12 protein-coding genes are annotated in these 18,156 nt (G+C 58.9%); 5 read left to right on the top strand and 7 right to left on the bottom strand.

Annotated elements, in window-relative coordinates; genetic code table 11:
* Positions 1–163: 163 nt before the first annotated feature.
* Together ACUTJJ_RS10325 and ACUTJJ_RS10320 are read right to left on the bottom strand one after the other, a co-directional pair.
* Positions 164–2,107, bottom strand: coding sequence for a methyl-accepting chemotaxis protein (locus ACUTJJ_RS10325; RefSeq protein WP_445542060.1), 1,944 nt, complete (start codon positions 2,105–2,107; stop codon positions 164–166).
* A gap of 407 nt (positions 2,108–2,514) precedes the next feature.
* Positions 2,515–5,304 carry a bifunctional aconitate hydratase 2/2-methylisocitrate dehydratase gene (locus ACUTJJ_RS10320; protein ID WP_445542059.1) on the bottom strand — a complete coding sequence of 930 codons (2,790 nt, stop codon included), beginning with the start codon at positions 5,302–5,304 and terminating at the stop codon, positions 2,515–2,517.
* 366 nt (positions 5,305–5,670) lie between these two features.
* Between ACUTJJ_RS10320 and ACUTJJ_RS10315 the strand changes: the two genes are divergently transcribed.
* From ACUTJJ_RS10315 to ACUTJJ_RS10300, 4 genes are read left to right on the top strand one after another with little or no spacing between them, the layout of a single operon-like run.
* Complete coding sequence (locus ACUTJJ_RS10315; protein WP_209091658.1) at positions 5,671–6,168, top strand: Csu type fimbrial protein; 498 nt, start codon at positions 5,671–5,673, stop codon at positions 6,166–6,168.
* A 21-nt stretch (positions 6,169–6,189) separates the two neighbouring features.
* A complete protein-coding gene (locus ACUTJJ_RS10310) occupies positions 6,190–6,909 on the top strand; it encodes a fimbrial biogenesis chaperone (RefSeq protein ID WP_445542058.1) in 720 nt (239 codons plus the stop codon).
* Entirely contained in the window at positions 6,881–9,319 is a 2,439-nt protein-coding gene (locus ACUTJJ_RS10305; RefSeq protein WP_445542057.1) for a fimbria/pilus outer membrane usher protein, read from the top strand. Before ACUTJJ_RS10310 ends, ACUTJJ_RS10305 begins: the two co-directional genes overlap by 29 nt.
* On the top strand, positions 9,316–10,266 hold the full coding sequence (locus ACUTJJ_RS10300) for a Csu type fimbrial protein (RefSeq protein WP_445542056.1): 951 nt from the start codon (positions 9,316–9,318) through the stop codon (positions 10,264–10,266). Before ACUTJJ_RS10305 ends, ACUTJJ_RS10300 begins: the two co-directional genes overlap by 4 nt.
* 18 nt (positions 10,267–10,284) lie before the next feature.
* Here ACUTJJ_RS10300 and ACUTJJ_RS10295 read toward each other — a convergent pair whose 3' ends face one another.
* From ACUTJJ_RS10295 to ACUTJJ_RS10280, 4 genes are all read right to left on the bottom strand, one after another.
* Positions 10,285–11,871, bottom strand: coding sequence for an ABC-F family ATP-binding cassette domain-containing protein (locus ACUTJJ_RS10295; protein WP_445542055.1), 1,587 nt, complete (start codon positions 11,869–11,871; stop codon positions 10,285–10,287).
* 179 nt (positions 11,872–12,050) lie between these two features.
* Positions 12,051–13,841, bottom strand: a complete 1,791-nt coding sequence (locus tag ACUTJJ_RS10290) for an ABC transporter ATP-binding protein (protein ID WP_445542054.1) — start codon at positions 13,839–13,841, stop codon at positions 12,051–12,053.
* A gap of 460 nt (positions 13,842–14,301) precedes the next feature.
* Complete coding sequence (locus tag ACUTJJ_RS10285) at positions 14,302–15,291, bottom strand: Bug family tripartite tricarboxylate transporter substrate binding protein (protein WP_209091652.1); 990 nt, start codon at positions 15,289–15,291, stop codon at positions 14,302–14,304.
* 246 nt (positions 15,292–15,537) lie between these two features.
* Positions 15,538–15,852: a GCG_CRPN prefix-to-repeats domain-containing protein gene (locus ACUTJJ_RS10280; protein WP_445542053.1), complete on the bottom strand. Its 315-nt coding sequence runs from the start codon at positions 15,850–15,852 to the stop codon at positions 15,538–15,540.
* Between the two features lie 176 nt (positions 15,853–16,028).
* On the opposite strand from ACUTJJ_RS10280, the gene ACUTJJ_RS10275 reads away from it, so the two are divergent.
* Positions 16,029–16,232: a CsbD family protein gene (locus ACUTJJ_RS10275; protein ID WP_010974103.1), complete on the top strand. Its 204-nt coding sequence runs from the start codon at positions 16,029–16,031 to the stop codon at positions 16,230–16,232.
* 70 nt (positions 16,233–16,302) lie between these two features.
* Here the strand turns inward: ACUTJJ_RS10275 and ACUTJJ_RS10270 are convergent, their stop codons facing one another.
* Positions 16,303–18,111, bottom strand: coding sequence for an ABC transporter ATP-binding protein (locus tag ACUTJJ_RS10270; protein ID WP_445542052.1), 1,809 nt, complete (start codon positions 18,109–18,111; stop codon positions 16,303–16,305).
* Between the last annotated feature and the right edge of the window lie 45 nt (positions 18,112–18,156).

Genomic DNA, 18,156 nt, shown 5'->3' with positions numbered 1-18,156 from the left:
CCCTGGTTACCGCAAAATGACCGGAAGGCCAAGCAGGATCAGACCGACGAAGGCTGAAAAGCAGAAAACCGAAGATCTAAGCAAAGCTCAGATCTTCGGCTTTGATGTCGTATCAGCGCCCTCGGCACCCAGCCAGTTGCCTTGGCCAGTCAGCGGACGACGGTCAGAACTCCTCCCAGTTGCCCACATCGGCTTTCAAAGCCGTATTACCGGAAAACGCCGCCCTGATGCGCCCACCGAGCGCGCGGGCGGGCGAGGCAGCTGGTCGGTCGGCAGCAGAAGCGCCGCGCACGGGAGCGGATGCGTCAGCATAACCGGCTTCAGCGAGCTTGAACTGGGCGATCAGCTGGTTCAGTGACGATGCCTCACGTGCAAGGCCGTGACTTGCCGCTGTGCTTTCTTCTACCATCGCAGCATTTTTCTGCGTGTCCTGATCCATCTGGTTCACAGCCGTATTGATCTGATGCAGCCCGGAAGATTGCTCCTGTGCCGATTCAGAAATGGCCGCAACGTGGCGGTTGATTTCCTGCACTTCCGAAACAATGAGCTGCAGAGCTTTCCCGGTTTCACCAACCAGCTGCACGCCCTGTTGTACCTGCCCGTTCGATGTCATGATCAGGTTTTTGATTTCCTTGGCGGCATTGGCGGAACGCTGGGCAAGTTCACGCACCTCCTGTGCGACGACGGCAAAACCCTTGCCGGCGTCACCCGCTCGCGCCGCTTCCACACCGGCGTTCAGCGCAAGAAGGTTCGTCTGAAACGCGATCTCGTCGATTACGCCAATGATGTTGGAAATTTCATTGGCGGAGCTGGCGATCTGCTCCATGGCGGACACGGCCTTTTGGACGACTTCGCCGGATTTTTCCGCGCCGATCTTTGCGCGACCGACGAGTTGGCCCGCTTCCTGCGCCCGCCTGGTCGAATCCCGTACCGTCGTCGTAATTTCTTCAAGTGCCGCTGCCGTCTCTTCCACTGCAGCAGCCTGCTGCTCCGTCCGTCTTGCCAGGTCGTCCGCCGCGGATCTGATCTCGTTGGCGCCAGCGTCGATTCCGCGTGCATTCTGCGCGACCTGTGTCAGCGTCGATTGCAGCTGTTCGGCCGCCCGGTTGAAATCGCCGCGAATACCATCAAGGCTCGGCACAAAAGGCTGGGCAATCCGATAGGTCACATCACCTTCCGCGATCCTTGAGAGCGCCGTTGCAAGATTGTTGACGGCAAACTGGATGTCGGCCGCCTCCTGCGCCTTCTGTTTTTCGCGCTCGATTCGATCCTTCTCGGACATGGATCGGTTGGCCTCAGTCTCATTTTCAAGCCTGATGCGCTCAATCGCGTTTTCGCGGAAAGCCTGAACGGTCGCCGCCATCTGACCCACTTCGTCGCCGCGATCCTTACCGTCGATCTCGGTTGACGTGTCGCCGGCGGCGAGAGATTCCATTCGCGCGCGAAGGCGCGCTATCGGTGTGGTAATGCCGCGAGAGCAGATGAGAAGGCCAAGCGCAATAACGGCAAGCGACACCAGCGCCAGCTCGATAAGGCCTGTCCAGATCGTCGTTGTCGTGCTGGCCGTCAGCCGCTCCCTGCCATCATTCATGACCTGAATGAGTTGCTCGTTGCCGGCACTGATCTTCGGCGAGACCTCAGCGATTTTCTTCAGCACATTGAGCGCCATAAGCTGCGCTTCGGCCTGCTTGCCAGCCTGCGCAAGGGTGATGACCTGATTGCCGATCTCCTCGACTTCAACAACACCCTTCAGGATGTCACGGGCTGCCTCCGTGCGCGCCGGGACAAGTTCCATGATCTTGTTCTGGCGCTCTTCGAGCTGCTTGCGATCTGCCCTGAAGGTTTTGACGGCAGCATCGAAATCGCTGCTGGTCGGGTCATTAAGGCTGGCGCGCAACATCTGCATGCCGAGCGCGTTCAGATTGCCGCTCGTTCGGGCGTTCAGCACGGCCGCAAGCGCCTCATGTCCGATAAAGTCGCTATAAACGGCGTCGGTGCTTTTATATTGCACACTGACATAGCCTATGCCGAACAGTGACATCAGGCTCATCAACGAGATAACAAAAACGACCTTCGTTTTTATCTTGGTATTCTTCAGGAAAGACATAAATGGCCTCAAGGCAAGCGCTCTCTCGCTGCCGATAAGGCAGACTGGAGAACGATATGATAAAACATCGCGGGTAGCTGTTGCCCCTCCTCATAGGGCGACAAGCAGAAGCGTTTGGCAATCGTGCCCAAGGCGACTCTGAGCTGTTCTACTTGTTCTACCGGCTCCGGATGAACCCTTGGAACCTGCGTATTTTAGATTTCACGAAATCACTAAATGAAGTGTTACCCAGCCGTGCAAGTGCTGACAATTCAGCGGCAAAAAGTTCGTTTCGCGGTTTGGCAGGAAGCACGAAGAAGTCCGTCTATGAAAATGAAAACGCAGCGAAAATTTCTTTCCGCTGCGTTCGGTTTTGAGACGCTCGTCCGGGTGAACGCATTCACGGTCCAACCCGAGAGCGGAGGCGCTTAATAATGCACCGACTGGGAATCGATCGGCGTCGTCTTCGGCGGCGCGAACTTCGTCAGATCGATCCCCTCGACGGCAGAGCGATACTCTTCAATGCTCGGTGTGCGGCCTAGAATTGCCGAGAGCACGACGACCGGGGTGGAAGCGAGCAGCGATTCACCCTTCTTGTCGGCGCTGTCTTCCACGACGCGTCCCTGGAAAAGACGGGTCGAGGTTGCGAGAACCGTATCCCCCTTTGCGGCCTTTTCCTGGTTGCCCATGCAAAGATTGCAGCCCGGACGCTCGAGATACAAAATGTTCTCATAGGAGGTGCGGTTCGTGGTCTTCGGGTTGAGGTCATCGAACTCGAAACCGGAATACTTCTGCAGGATTTCCCAATCCCCTTCCGCTTTCAGCTCGTCGATGATGTTGTAGGTCGGCGCGGCGACGACGAGCGGCGCCTTGAACTCGACCTTTCCTTCAGTCTTTTCGATGTTGCGCAGCATCTGCGCAACGATCTTAACGTCGCCCTTGTGCACCATGCACGAGCCGACAAAACCGAGATCGACCTTCTTAGAAGCGCCGTAGTAGGAAACGGGGCGGATCGTGTCGTGCGTGTAGCGTCTGGAGACGTCGTTGTTGTTGACGTCAGGATCGGCAATCATCGGCTCGTTGATAACGTCGAGGTCGACAACGACCTCGGCGAAATATTTCGCGTTGGCGTCCGGCTTCAAAGCTGGCGTTTCACCTGAACGGATTTCAGCAATCCGTTGATCTGCCTTGGCAATCAGACCCTTGAGCGTCTGAGCCTCATTATCCATGCCCTTGTCGATCATGATCTGGATGCGCGACTTGGCGATTTCCAGTGACTCGATCAGCGTCTCGTCTTCGGAAATGCAGATCGACGCCTTAGCCTTCATCTCGGCCGTCCAGTCGGTGAAAGTAAAGGCCTGGTCGGCGAGCAGCGTACCGATATGCACTTCGATCACACGGCCCTGGAAGACGTTGTCGCCGTGCTGCTGGAGCATCTGTGCCTGGGTGGCATGCACCACATCGCGGAAGTCCATATAGGGCTGCATCGTGCCCTTGAAGGTAACCTTGACCGATTGCGGGATCGGCATAGTCGCTTCACCGGTTGCCAGCGCCAGCGCGACGGTGCCGGAATCCGCACCGAAGGCGACACCCTTGGACATGCGGGTGTGGCTGTCGCCGCCGATGATGATTGCCCGGTCATCAACGGTAATGTCGTTCAGCACCTTGTGGATCACGTCCGTCATGGAGTGATAGACGCCCTTCGGGTCACGCCCGGTGATGACGCCAAAATTGTGCATGAAGGACATGAGCTTCGGCGTGTTGGCCTGCGCCTTCTTGTCCCACACGGAGGCCGTGTGGCAGCCCGACTGATAGGCGCCATCCACCAGCGGCGAAATGACGGTCGCCGCCATCGCTTCGAGTTCCTGTGCCGTCATCAGACCGGTCGTGTCCTGCGAACCGACGATGTTGACCTTAACACGAACGTCGGAGCCGGCATGCAGGACCTTGCCGGGCGTGACACCAACCGCATTGCGGTTAAAGATCTTCTCGACGGCGGTAAGGCCCTGCCCTTCGATGGAGATTTCCTTGTTGGGCGCAAAGACCGGGGTTGGCTCAACGCCGAGCGTTTCAGCAGCGAAGGTCTGAAGCTTCTTGCCGAACACGATGGCGTAAGAGCTGCCCGCCTTCATGAACTCCATCTTCTGAGGCGTGAAGGACGCGGCGAGGTCCACCAGCTCGGTGCCGTTTTCGTCACGAAGCTTGTGGTTTTTGGTGTCGATTTTCAAAACTGTACCGGTTTCGACCGAATATTTCTGTTCTAGGATCGGATTGCCGTCATTATTCAGGATAGGCTTGCCATCTTCGCCGAGCTTCTTCACCCAGTTCTTAAGGTTGACACCAATGCCGCCGGTCACGTCAACGGTGGTTGCGAAGATCGGCGAAATGCCATTGGTACCGGCAACGATCGGCGCGTAGTTGACGAAGGGCACATAGGGGCTTGCCTGCTTTCCCGTCCACAGCGCGACGTTGTTGACGCCGGACATGCGCGAGGAGCCAACGCCCATCGTGCCTTTTTCAGCGATCATCATCACCTGCTTGTCAGGATGCTGCTTTTGAAGCGCGACGATCTGTCCCTGCGCTTCGGGAGAGATCATACACTGGCCGTGCAACTGGCGGTCGGAGCGCGAATGGGCCTGATTGCCGGGCGAAAGCAGGTCGGTCGAAATATCGCCTTCCGCAGCGATGAAAGTGACAACCTTGATCTCGTCTTCGACGTCGGGAAGCTTGGTGAAAAACTCTGCCTTCGCGTAGCTTTCCAATACGCCCCGGGCGATGGCGTTGCCGGCCTTGTAGGCATCGCGCAAGCGGAACATATCGGCGTCGTAGAGGAAGACCTGGGTTTTCAGGACTTCGCCCGCCTTGACGGCGATCTCGGCATCGTTACCAAGCGCGATATCGAGCAGAGCCTTGATGGACGGTCCACCCTTCATGTGCGACAGCAACTCGAGCGCAAACGTCGGCGTAATCTCGGGAACGATGACGTCGCCGAGGATGATCTGCTTGAGGAAGGCAGCCTTGACGCCAGCGGCGCTCGTTGTACCGGGCAGCGTATTGTAGATGAAGAACTTCAGCGCATCGGCGCGATGCTCGCTCCCAGCATCCTTGATCAGCTCGATGATTTCGGCTGTCAGTGCGCCATCGTCAATCGGCTTCGGCGCGAGACCCTGTGGTTCTCTGCTTTTGATTTCAGCCAGGTAATCCAAGTAAAGTGTCATCGCTGTCCCAACGTTGAGGTGTCTGTGGAGCCAAGCTCAACGCCACCGGAAGGTCGCGCTGAAAGCCCCGGGTTTTCTGTCGTTTCGACTACGCCAACACGAGGCGGCTGACAAGATGCCGCGGTGCGGTAAGGGCGACGTGGAGGGATAAAAAAGCAAGCATTCGAGCCCGTCAGGACAGGCGTTGGCTTACCTTCGTAAGTTGCGGGCACTACGGCATTTCATCCGATAGTTTTGCAGGCCCGATTGTTAATCATTTATTAACCAAATCGGCGCGAGTATTAGCATGTTCTAATTACTCGCTATCAGGGCAATTAGAAGGCGCGCATGGCCAAATCGGCAGCGCGACCAGCTTGGGGAGGCAGCATGAGGTTTCGGGCATCAGGCTATCTGTTATCACTGGCGGCGCTGGTTTTCACGCCAGCGGCAAGTCTGGCGCAGGTCGCCACCACAAATTTCAACGTCCAGATCACCATTCAGGCCGCATGCCAGATCAATTCGGCCGGCAATCTCGATTTCGGCACGAGCGGCGTCATTGCAGCACCGATTGACGCCACCAGCAACATCGTCGTGCAGTGCACGGCCAGCACCCCGTTCAGTCTCGGCCTCAGCGCCGGCGCTGGTACGGGAGCGACCGTTGCCAATCGTTTGATGACGTCTCCAGCGGGTGGGACGATCTCCTACTCGCTCTACACAACTGCGGCCCACACAACGGTGTGGGGCAACACGGTGGGAACCGACCGGCAAACCGGGACGGGCACCGGGGCACCGCAGACCTTTACCGTCTATGGGCGCGTACCTGCCCAGACGACACCCGCGGTCGGCGTCTATACGGATACGGTGACGGCCACGCTCAATTACTGATCGCCACAGGGAGGATCGCGCATGCGTGTTTTTACCTTAGCGGCTGCGTTTTTTGCCGGGTTGAGTGTTTCGCCTACACAGGCTGCATCCCTGCGGGTTGCGCCGGTGCTTCTTGATCTCAAGGCCCCAACGGCAGCGTCGAGCCTTCGCATCTGGAACGATGCAAAAAAGCCTATCAACGTCCAGGTCAGGATTTTCCGCTGGACGCAGCAGAACGGTCAGGATGTCTACACTGCAACCCAGGATGTGGTTGCGAGCCCTCCGATGACCCAGTTGAAAGGTGGCGCGGAAAATCTCATCCGCATCGTTCGGCTTTCAAAGGCCCCCGTGCGCGGCGAAGAAAGCTACCGCGTCATCGTTGACGAACTGCCCCCGGCGGGAAAACCGCAATCCGGCACGGTCAATCTTGTCGTGCGTCATTCAATACCCGTGTTCTTCGCCCCCGCCGCCACAAACGGAGCCGAACCGGCCTGGAAGATCACGCCCCAGGGCAATGGCTACCGGGTTTCGGTATCCAATACCGGTGACAGGCGCATAAGGCTCGCCAACCTGATGCTCGCCACCGGTAACGGCCAGGCAGTTGCCCGTCAGCAGGGCCTGGTCGGATATGTCCTTGGTGGCTCCGCTGCAAGTTTTGTGGTTCCGGCGATGGGCGGCAAGAAAGGCGGCGGCACATTAAAGATTTCCGCAGACAGCGAAGGCGGCCCCGTCAATGCGACGGCGCGCGTTTCGGGCGGCTGACCTTGCCGTTTTGACGATTGCCGCTCTGACGGTCATTTCATCGAGCAGTCTCTCCGTGGCGCAGGACGTACCTCCTGCGGCACAGCCGACCTCTGTTGCCGCAAACGAGGCCGGACAGCTGCAACTCGAAGTCTACATCAACGATGTATCGACAGACATGATCGCCACATTTCGTCAAAACGCCGCCGGATCGTTTCTCATCGAGCCGGAACAGCTGACCAATATTGGGATCTCCCCGGTCGAAAGCGCCATCGGCGACGATGGATGGATTGATATCTCCATGCTGCCCGAGGTCGTGGCGCGTTATGACAGCAGTACACAGTCCATGCATTTTAGCCTGACGATGACAGCGCGGGCAAGCAAGGTCATCGACGCATCCGGAAAAGCGGCGGCGGAGGAGGATGACGAAACGCAGGAGAAAGCCAGAAGCGATTTTGGAGGTCTGGTGAACTACACGATTTACGGCGCCTCCGGCGGCAATAAATGGTCCGATCTCGCGGACTTTAACGGCATTTCAGCGCTTTTGGAAAGCCGCGCCTTCGGCCCACTCGGCGTGCTGTCCTCGTCGCACGTCCTCAGCACATCGCGCCAGTCTGAATTCGACACGCAGCGCCTAGATACCACCTGGAGCTATTCGGACGAGGAAACACTCACCAGCTACCGCGCTGGCGACCTGATTACCGGCGGGCTGAGCTGGACACGCCCAACGCGTTTGGGCGGGTTTCAGATTCGCCGGAACTTTGAACTGAGGCCCGATATAGTCACGATGCCCATGCCGGAATTTGCGGGCTCGGCGGCCGTGCCCTCCACTGTCGATGTCTACGTCAACAATATCCGACGGCTGTCGCAGGATGTGCCGGAAGGCCCCTTTTCCATCACCAATCTCCCGGTCATCAGCGGCGTGGGCAATGCAAGGCTGGTGGTGAGAGATGCGCTGGGACGAGAAACCGTTTCGGAAACCCCGTTCTACACGTCGCCGGATTTGCTGACCAAGGGTCTCATCGATTTCTCTGCCGAAGTCGGTTTTGCCCGGCGCAACTACGGAACTTCCTCCTTCGATTATGACGACCGGCTGCTGGGGTCGGCGACGGTGCGCTACGGCGTATCGGATGGGCTGACGGTGGAAGGCCATGCAGAAGGTGGCGAGGATTTTTACAATGTCGGCCTGGGCGGGATCTTCACACTCGGATCCCATGGACTGGCGGCCTTTTCCGGCGCATCCAGCCATTTCGGCGACGAAAGCGGCTATCAGCTTTCGGCAAGTGTCGAAGCCGAATTGCTTGGCGTGCGGATCAACGCGCGATCGCAACGGGCTTTCGGCGATTACAATGACATGGCATCCGTCTCTTCCAACAACTCAAAAAATCAATTTGCTTCCGGGCTTCTGAGCGTCCGGCCGCCGCGGTCGCTCGACCAGATTTCCGTGTCAACACAACTCGGCTTCGACGAGACCAGCCTAAACTTTTCCTACACCCAGCTTGAAACATTCGACGAGCGTCGATCCCGCCTCCTCGGTCTCTCCGCAACGCGGCCCTTTGGCGAAAGCGGCAATATTTTCGTCACGGCCTACAAGGATCTGGAGGACAGTAATTCCTACGGCATTTTCGCCGGCCTCTCCTGGTCCTTCGGCGGTGGCGTGTCGGCCTCAACCGGCATGTCCTCCAGTGCCGATGGGTATTCGCTGACGGCGGAGGCCGTGAAATCGGACGAACAGGCGGAGGGGAGTTATGGCTGGCGGCTGCGCGGCGGGCTTGGTGCCAACGACATCGCCTCGGCCTCGGGCAGCTATCGCGGCAGCGCTGCCCGCGTCTCTGCCGGCGTTGACAAGTTCAACAACACGACACAGGCCTATGCGCAAATCGAAGGGTCGATCGCACTCGCCGGGGGCGACGTCTTCTTCGGCAACCGCATCGATGATGCCTTCGCGGTTGTCGATGCGGGTGCACCCGGTGTCGATATCATGCTTGAAAACCGCCCGATCGGCCAGACGAACCGGCGCGGCAAGATATTGCTGCCCAATCTGCGCTCCTATGACCTCAACAATATCACGCTCGACCCCAGCAACTTGCCCGTTGATGCTCGCATCGACCACACCAAGCAGATGGTCAGGCCTACTGAACGTGCTGGCGCCGTTGTCAATTTCAAGGTGGAAACCGAAGGACAGGTGGCGCTGGTGACACTGAAAAACGAGAATGGCGACTTCATCGAAACCGGGTCGACCGGGACAATAGACGGCAAGCGCGATTTCGTCGTCGGTTATGACGGACAGGCTTATCTCGACGACATCGGCGCGACGCACAGGCTTCACATCACGCAGCCGACCAAAGGTGAATGCGAAGCGCAGATCACGGTCTCCGACGACAGCCAGACGCGCGCAACGTTCGAAACCACGTGCAGGAGCATTCAATGAGGCGTCTTATCCGCGTTGCCATTGCAATTACAGCCGTTCTTTCGGCGGCGCCCGTTCTGGCGCAAACCTGTACTTTCAGCATGTCGGACATGAATTTCGGCTTCGTCAATCTCGCAGGGGGCGCTGCCGTTGACACGACGGCTACCCTTTCGGTGACCTGCAATAATCCGCTTTCTCTGGCGCTTTCCGTTCGCATCTGTCCTAACATCAATGCGGGAAGCGGCGGGCAATCGGGCGGTGTCCGCCGGATGCTGCAGGGAAGCAATATCCTCAATTACCAGCTATACCAGAATTCTGCACGCACGACGACCTGGGGATCGGTTACACAACCGGCACTCGGATCTCCTCCACCAATCGACCTGGCCTTGCCGCTTCTTGTCAACACCACGACCCGCACCCTTTATGGCCGGATCAATGCCGGTCAGTCCGCAGCGGTGCGAGGCGCATATCTCTCCAGTTTTGCCGGTGCGGAAACGAGTTTCACCTACGAAAGCTACACGCTTCTCGCACCAAGCTGCTCGTCTGTCACCCAAAATGCCACCCAGGTTCCGTTCAACGTGACTGCCGCCGTCGCGCCGACATGCATCGTCTCAGCAAACAGCATCAATTTCGGAAGTCACGGCGTGCTCAACACAGCAGTGGATGCGACCGGGGCGATCAATCTGACCTGCACCAGCAATCTAAGCTACAGCGTGGCTTTGAATGGAGGCCTCAGTAACAGTCCGCCTGCCGCACGCAAGATGGTTCAGGGCGCGGCATCCGTTACCTACGGTCTTTACCGTGATGCGGGCCGCACCAATGTCTGGGGTAGCGCCGCGGGCCAGATAGCCACCGGAACGGGAACGGGTAGCCTGCAGAGTCTGACGGTCTACGGGCGCGTGCCGGCACAGAACACGCCGGCCCCTGGCAACTATGCCGACACGGTCGTGGTCACCGTAAACTACTGAGCGCCGGCTTCGACATAATCAGCCCAAGCCCAGTACGAGCCGACGCTCGATACCGATCTCCGCAAGAAATGCCTCGTCGTGGCTGACGACCAGCAACGCGCCGTCATAGGCGCGCAAGCCGGCCTCCACGGCGGCAATGGAATCGATATCAAGGTGGTTCGTCGGCTCGTCCAGGATCAACAGCTGCGGAGGCTCAATGCCGCCCAGAACACAGGCCAGCCCGGCCCGCAGCATCTGCCCGCCCGAGAGTGTTCCAGCGATCTGCAAAGCAGCATCCGCGCGGAACATGAAGCGCGCAAGTGCCGCCCGGCAGGCGTTGTCACCGGCCTGCGGATTGAGCCGCATGAAATTGTCGCGGATGGACAGGGTTGCATCCAGCAGACTGACCTGCTGATCGAGAAATACGGCTTTGACGCCGACATCCACGGCTCCAGCGAACGGCGGCAACTTACCCGTGATGACTGAAAGCAGCGTTGTTTTCCCCGATCCATTGGGGCCAGTCACGGCAACGCGCTGCGGCCCGATGATCTCAAAGGAGAGATCGCGAAGCAGGGGTTGTTGGGCCTCATAGCCTGCGGTCAGGTTCTGCAATCGGAGCACCATTTTTGTCGCATGTAGCCCACTCGACGGCAAAGTGACGCTGACAGATTGCAGGATTTCGATCCGCTCCCGCGCCGCTTTCAGATCGTCCGTTGCCGAGGCCGCCAGACGGCCAGCGAGGTTGGCGTTATCGCCGCTTGTTCTTTCGGCCCGCCTTTTCATCGCGCCGGCAACAATACCGGGCATATCTCCGCGCGCCGCCTTTGCGGCACCCCTGCTGTCACGGCGCGCCTTGCGCTCCAGCGCTTCCTGCGACCGGCGCTTCACCTCGGATAGACGCTTTTCCGCATTCGCGAAGTCCTGTTCGGCGGCGGCCAGCTCCAGCGCTTTTTGTGCGCGATAGCGGCTCCAGTTTCCACCGTAGCGGGTAGCGCCGAGCGTCGTCATTTCCACAATCGCGTCGAGGGTTTCGAGAAGCTCCCGATCATGGCTGACGACGATCGCTCCGCCGCGCCAGCTTGCCAGAAAATCGGCAACGAAAATGCGCCCGTCCCGGTCGAGATTGTTGGTCGGTTCATCGAGGATCAGGAAATCCGGCGCAGCATGGATTTGAGCAGCAAGTGCGACCCGCGTGCGCTGGCCGCCCGATAAAGCCGAAAGCGGCGTGGTGGGCAAGGCGTCCAGCCCGACCTGCGCGAGCGCCCCGGCAATTTTCTCCTCCAGCATCCAGTCGATGTCTTCAATCTCTTCCAGAGTGGCCGTTCCCGCCTGCGCACGGGCAAGCACGTCCAGCGCGTCGCGCGCTCCAAACAGGTCGGCGACGGTCTCGTCGGACACGACCTGCACGCTCTGGCGCAGAAGATTGACGCTGCCCGATACGGAAACCGTGCCTGCGGACGGGGTCAGTTCGCCGGCGATCAATTTGAGAAGCGTCGTCTTGCCGACGCCATTGCGCCCGACGAGGCCGGTGCGTTCGGGCCCGAAGCGAAGATTGATGTTAGAAAAGAGCGGATGACCGTCATGTGTCGACCACGACAGGTCCGAAAGCGTGATGGAATGCGGCATGGATATGGGTTCTCCGGATGACAAGGCGTTGCGGCGTTGTGATCGGGTGGAAATCCATGGTGCACCATCCTGTTTGTGTTGCGGACAACGTGTCCTAAGCAAAAAAACCGGCACCTTCGTGGCGCCGATAGCTGGGCGGGATAAGGATACGCCGGGCGCTCCGGCGTATCCTTCTGTTTTCAGGCCACAAGACCCTTGGTGAGTTCCAGTGCCTGCCGTTCGAACAGCCGCCGATAGATACCGTCGCTGAGACGGATGAGAGCCTGATGATCGCCCTCCTCAACGATGCTGCCCTTGTCGAACACCAAAAGCCGATCCAGCGCCCTGACCGTCGAAAGCCGATGGGCGATGACGAGCGTGGTGCGACCGACCATCAGGCGTTCCATCGCCTGCTGGATCTGCACTTCGCTTTCGCTGTCGAGGCTGGACGTGGCCTCGTCGAGTATCAGCACCGGCGTATCCGCCAGGAATGCACGGGCGATGGCCACGCGCTGACGCTCACCGCCGGACAGCTTGACACCGCGTTCACCCACCATGGTCTCATAGCCCTTGGGCAAGGACATGATGAAGCCGTGGGCGCTCGCCTGTTTCGCCGCCTGCTCGATCTCCCGCCGCGTTGCGCCCGGCCGGCCATAGGCGATGTTTTCTGCAAGCGTCCTGTGGAACAGGATAGGTTCCTGCTGAACGATGGCGATCTGGCCGCGAAGGCTCGACTGCGTCACGTCGGCTATGTTCTGGCCGTCGATGCGAATTTCGCCCGACTTCACGTCGTAAAGCCTCTGGATGAGCTTTACGAAAGTCGTCTTGCCCGAACCGGAGTGACCAACCAGACCCACCCTTTCACCCGGCTTGATGGTGACGGAGAAGTCATCATAAAGCGGTGTCGGATGAGCTCCATACTGGAACGTGACATGGTCGAAGACGATTTCGCCCTTGCCGATCCTGATCGGGCCGGCACCCGGCTTGTCCTCGATTCCAAGCGGCATCTTGTCCAGCAGCACCAGTTCTTCCATGTCGTTGACGGCACGTTGCAGGTTACGGATATGCTGACCGACATCTCGAAGATAACCCTGCAGTACGAAGAACATCGCAAGCACAAAGGTGATGTCGCCAGGTGAGGCCAGCCCCTGTCGCCACATCAGTAGACCCGTACCGAGGATGCCGGCCTGCATTGATACCATCATGAACCCCTGGATGGTGCCGTTCAGCGTCCCACGCTTCCATGTCCTGCGCGTGCGGTTATCCCATTTCGCCAATACATGGTTGAGCCGGACCTCCTCACGGACCTCCGCGCCAAAGGCCTTGACCACCGAGTTGCAGCTGATCGCGTCCGCCAAAGCACCGCCGAGTTTGGTGTCCCAGGCATTGGCCAGCCGTGCCGCTGGCGATACGTAGCCCATGGAAAGCATAACGGTGACGCCGATGTAGATCAGCGATCCGAGACCGACGATCAGGCCCATAACCGGCCAGTAGCTGCCGAGCACGATGGTGGCGCCCACCAGCATGACGATGGACGGCAAAAGCGCGACGAGCAGCAGATCATTAAGCGAATCCAGCGCCCACATGCCCCGGGTGATCTTGCGCACTGTTGAACCGGCAAAGCTGTTGGCATGCCAGTCGGTGGAGAAACGCTGCACCTTGTGGAAGCCATTATTGGCGACATCCGCCATGATTTTCAGCGTCAGCCGGATGATACCGTTGAAGATGAACCAGCGCAGCACAACGCTCACCAGCCCCAGCGCCACCACGATGACGAAGGCGCGCAAAGCGTTGTCTGCACCGTTGCCCCCGGCAATGGCATCGACAATCTGGCCGGAAAAGACCGGCACCATCACTTCGGCGAGCGTGCTGGCAATCACCAGAACGATGATGAAACCCACCAGCGACGGCCGATGACGCCAATGGTTGAAAACAAAGCCGAGCACGTTGCGATAAGCATCGGCGCGGAAATCGAGCTTCTTGCGAGTCATTTTTACCAGCCCAGCGCCCTGTAGTCGGCGACCGGTCCTCAAAACGGAAGTTGGATGGCACAGCCCGGGCGGGAGACGATGTGACCCCGTCAGATCAATCGGGCTGTGGGGGAAAATAAAACCGCATGTCGGGCGCGCGATGGCGGGCCGCGAATGGATATGACCTAGTGTCGGGTCATTCCCTGCGGGAGGGTTTCGAAGAATGCTGGTGTCATGCAACGCCTCCCTTTGTTCGATCTGACGCGGTAGCGAGATTTGTAACTCAGCGCTCAAAGCTTGCCAAGCGGGTTTTTGCAACCGGCTGGTGAGTGATGCTGAAACGCCACACCGGCTGGGTGCGACGATATGAACTGTGGCCGATGCAACGGGAACATCGGCCACGCTGATGTCAGGCCATCATTTCCGCCCGCAACCTTCAGGACGCGCGGCGGAAAATCGCGATGAGATCCGTCGTTACCGGTCAGTCCATTTGCACATTCGCGTCCTTGACCACCGGTCCCCACTTGGCGATTTCCGCCGCAACGTGGGTTTTCAGCTCATCCGGCGAAGAAGCGACGATCTTGGCGCTGAATTCCGCCATGCGGGCGGCGACCGCCGGATCGGCAAGCGCCTTCTTGGCCGCAGCATTCAACTTGTCGACCACCTCGGCCGGCGTGCCGGCAGGCGCAAAGAGTGCATTCCAGGTGTAGGTTTCATAACCGGGCACCGTCTCGGCGATCGTCGGCAGATCCGGAAACGACGAGGCGCGCTCCCTGGTCGTGACGCCCAGCGCCCGCAACGTGCCGGATTTGATATGACCCGATGACGACGGCAGATTGTCGAACATGATTGAAATCTGGTTGCCGAGCAGATCGTTGAGCGCCGGGCCTGCGCCCTTGTAGGGAACATGCTGCATGGTGACGCCAGCCATGCTCTTGAATAACTCACCGGAAAGATGCAACGGCGTGCCATTCCCAGATGAAGCGTAGGCGTGCTTGTCGGGTTCGGCCTTCAAGAGCGCAATCAGTTCGGCAACGCTATTGACGTTGAGCTTCGGATTGACGACCAGCACATTGGGGACGACCACAAGCAGCGAAACCGGGGTGAAATCTTTTTCCGGGTCGTATGGTTTGGTTTTGAGAATCAGCGGGTTAAGCGCATGGGTGGCCACCGTTCCCATCAGGATCGTATAGCCGTCAGGTTCGGCGCGAGCGACACGGTCGGCACCGAGATTACCGCCAGCACCGGCGACATTTTCGACGACGATCTGCTGGCCGAGTTCATCACCCATCTTCTGCGCGATAACACGCGCGACAACATCGGTAGAGCCGCCCGCTGCAAACGGAACAACCAGCGTAATCGTGCGATCGGGAAAGCCTTGCGCGCTCGCGGCAGCACCCAGCATGCCAAAGGAAACCGCAGCAGCGGCCATTTTCAAGACTGTGCGCCGTTTTGAAGACCGGTAAATCATGAACCCTCCTGTAACATGGCCTCCTCGCCATGGGCGCATAGTAGCTCAAACGCACCTCAGGGCAACCCGCCGGTCCATAGCGCGGATGCAAGGACGACGCCCGCGGAGAGGCGCTCCTAAGTTTTCCCGCTTTTCAGGAAATACGAGCCTGTCCAACCAGCAGTGACACTCCAACGGACGCTCTTTCGCCGAGCTGCGTAGTTGCAGAAAGAAAAGGCCCTCCTGAATGGGGAGGGCCTCGCATGATCAGTATCTGTAATAATCGCGTCGGTAGTCGCGATAGTCTCTTCTCTCACGCCATTCACGACGGGCCTGGCGCTCCCGCCATTCCCGGCGCGCTTCCCACCGGTCACGGCGGTCCCAGCCACGCTCATATCGCGGCGGACCATTTGGGCGGCAATAACCGCGCGGCGACAGATGGAATCCGCGTCCGCAGGCGTAATCCACCGTCTGGACATGGGATGCCGAAGGTGTGGACGGCTGGCCAACAGGCATGGCATTTGCGCCGGTGCCAAACAGGGCGCCGAAAACCAGTCCGGCGGTGAGTATCGTCTTGCGCATCTTATTTCCCTCCTTGTGGGATGGCACGATTTAGCGCTCCGCCGGGTGAACTGTGGCTGAATGAATCGCGGTGTTTTCGTGGCATTTTAGCGGCAACTTATATCTGCCAGTCTGAACGGAACCTGTTTCAGGTTCAGACATTTACTGGTTGCAAACCAACAAAAGGGAGAGCACCGATGGATTGGAACCGCGTTGAAGGCAACTGGAAGCAGATGAAGGGCAAGGTCAAGGAGCAGTGGGGCAAACTCACTGATGATGATCTTGATGTCATCAACGGTAAGCGCGAACAACTCGAAGGCAAGATCCAGGAGCGCTACGGCTACGAAAAGGACCGTACCAAGAAAGATATAGATGACTGGTACGGCCGTCAGGGCTGGTAACACCTAACCCCGCTTCGGCGGGGTTTTGTTTGGAGGCTAGTGCGTCAGCTCACAAGTGTCTCTTATCGTCTTATACCTGAACCATGTGCCCGGGCGAAACCAGCCGATATTCACGCTTGGGGGGCGTGTGTCCTATCTTACGAATTGGGCTCTTCAGCTCCTCGTTGGAAATTCCTCTTCTCAATCCGCGTCGCGCGGGATCAGGCACTGGCACGGCGGCCATTAGTTTTTTCGTGTATGGATGCTGCGGATTGTCGAAAACAGCCGCACGCGGGCCAATCTCGACGATCTCGCCCAGATACATCACCGCGACACGATGACTGACACGCTCCACCACCGCCATGTCATGGCTGATGAACAGAAAGGCGAGGTTGAGGCTCTGTTGCAGGTCGAGCAGCAGATTGCACACCTGCGCCTTGATCGAAACATCGAGTGCCGAGACGCTTTCGTCGGCGACGATAACCTTTGGATCGAGGGCAAGCGCCCGGGCAATGGCGATGCGCTGGCGCTGGCCTCCCGAAAATTCATGGGGGTAGCGATTGGCCATGTCCGCTGAAAGGCCGACCTTTTCCAGGAGATCGGCGGTCTTTTCCTTCGCCTGCTTGCTGCTGCCCAGCCTGTGCTTGATGAAGGGCTCAGAAATCGCCGTACCGACGGTCATGCGCGGATTGAGCGAGGAGAACGGATCCTGAAAGATCATCTGCACGGATTTGCGCATGTTGCGCAGACCTACGGTATCAAGCCGCATCACATCATAACCATCGAGCGATACATCGCCGGACGACGGCTCCACAAGCCGCATGATCGAGCGGCCGGTGGTAGATTTGCCGCAACCGGATTCACCGACAAGCGACAGCGTTTCACCCTGGAAGAGATCGAAGGAGACGTTTTCAACGGCGTGAACCGCACCCGTCTGGCGCGCCAGCAGGCCGGACCGGATGGGAAAACGCGTCACGAGGTTCTTGACCGACAGGACCGGCGTCTGACCGCTCGCAACAGTTTCGGCCACCTCCTGAGGCTCAGTCGAAAGACCGGTCTTCATGTCGAGCACGGGAAAACGCGTCGGCCATTGCCGGTCACGCATCGAGCCGAGCTTCGGCACCGCCGAAAGCAGCGCCCGTGTATAGGGATGCTTTCCGCGTTTGAATATTTCATCGGTCGGCCCGGTCTCGACTTCATCACCTCGATACATCACGATCGTCCTATCGGCGATTTCGGCCACGACGCCCATGTCATGCGTGATGAAGAGCACCGACATGCCCTCCTCTTCCTGCAGCAGTTTGATCAGGTCGAGGATCTGGCCCTGAATGGTCACGTCGAGCGCCGTCGTCGGCTCGTCGGCGATCAGCAGTTTCGGTCGTGAGGCGAGCGCCATGGCGATCATCACGCGCTGGCGCATGCCGCCTGAAAACTGGTGCGGATATTCGTCGAAACGGCCCGCCGCATTGGGAATTCTGACCTTTTCCAGAAGCCGTACCGTCTCGGCCCGCGCCTCACGTTTCGAAAGCCCCTTGTGGCGAATGAGGACTTCCGAAATCTGGCGGCCGATGGTGAAGATCGGATTGAGCGACGTCATAGGCTCCTGAAAGATCATCGAGATGTCGTTGCCCCGCACCCCGCGCATTTCCTTCTCGGAGAGCGAAAGCAGATCGCGGCCGTTAAGCAGGACCTTCCCTTCTATCCGGCTGGAGGCCGGGGCGAACAGGCGCATCAGGGAGAGCGAGGTGACAGACTTGCCGGAGCCGGATTCGCCCACAATCGCGACGGTTTCGCCGGGCGCGACATCGAAGGAGACGTCGCGCACGACGCTTTTCCAGGCGCCATCGACGAGGAAGGAGGTGGTGAGGTTGCGGACGGAGAGGACTGGTTTTGTCTCCATGGTCTCACCGCCCCACCGCATAGGCCTGCATCAACCGCGGTGTTG

The sequence above is a fragment of the Agrobacterium sp. DKPNP3 genome (genome assembly GCF_052686535.1).
Note: the sequence above shows the minus strand (reverse complement) of the source record. Positions and strands in the feature narration are given on the sequence as shown.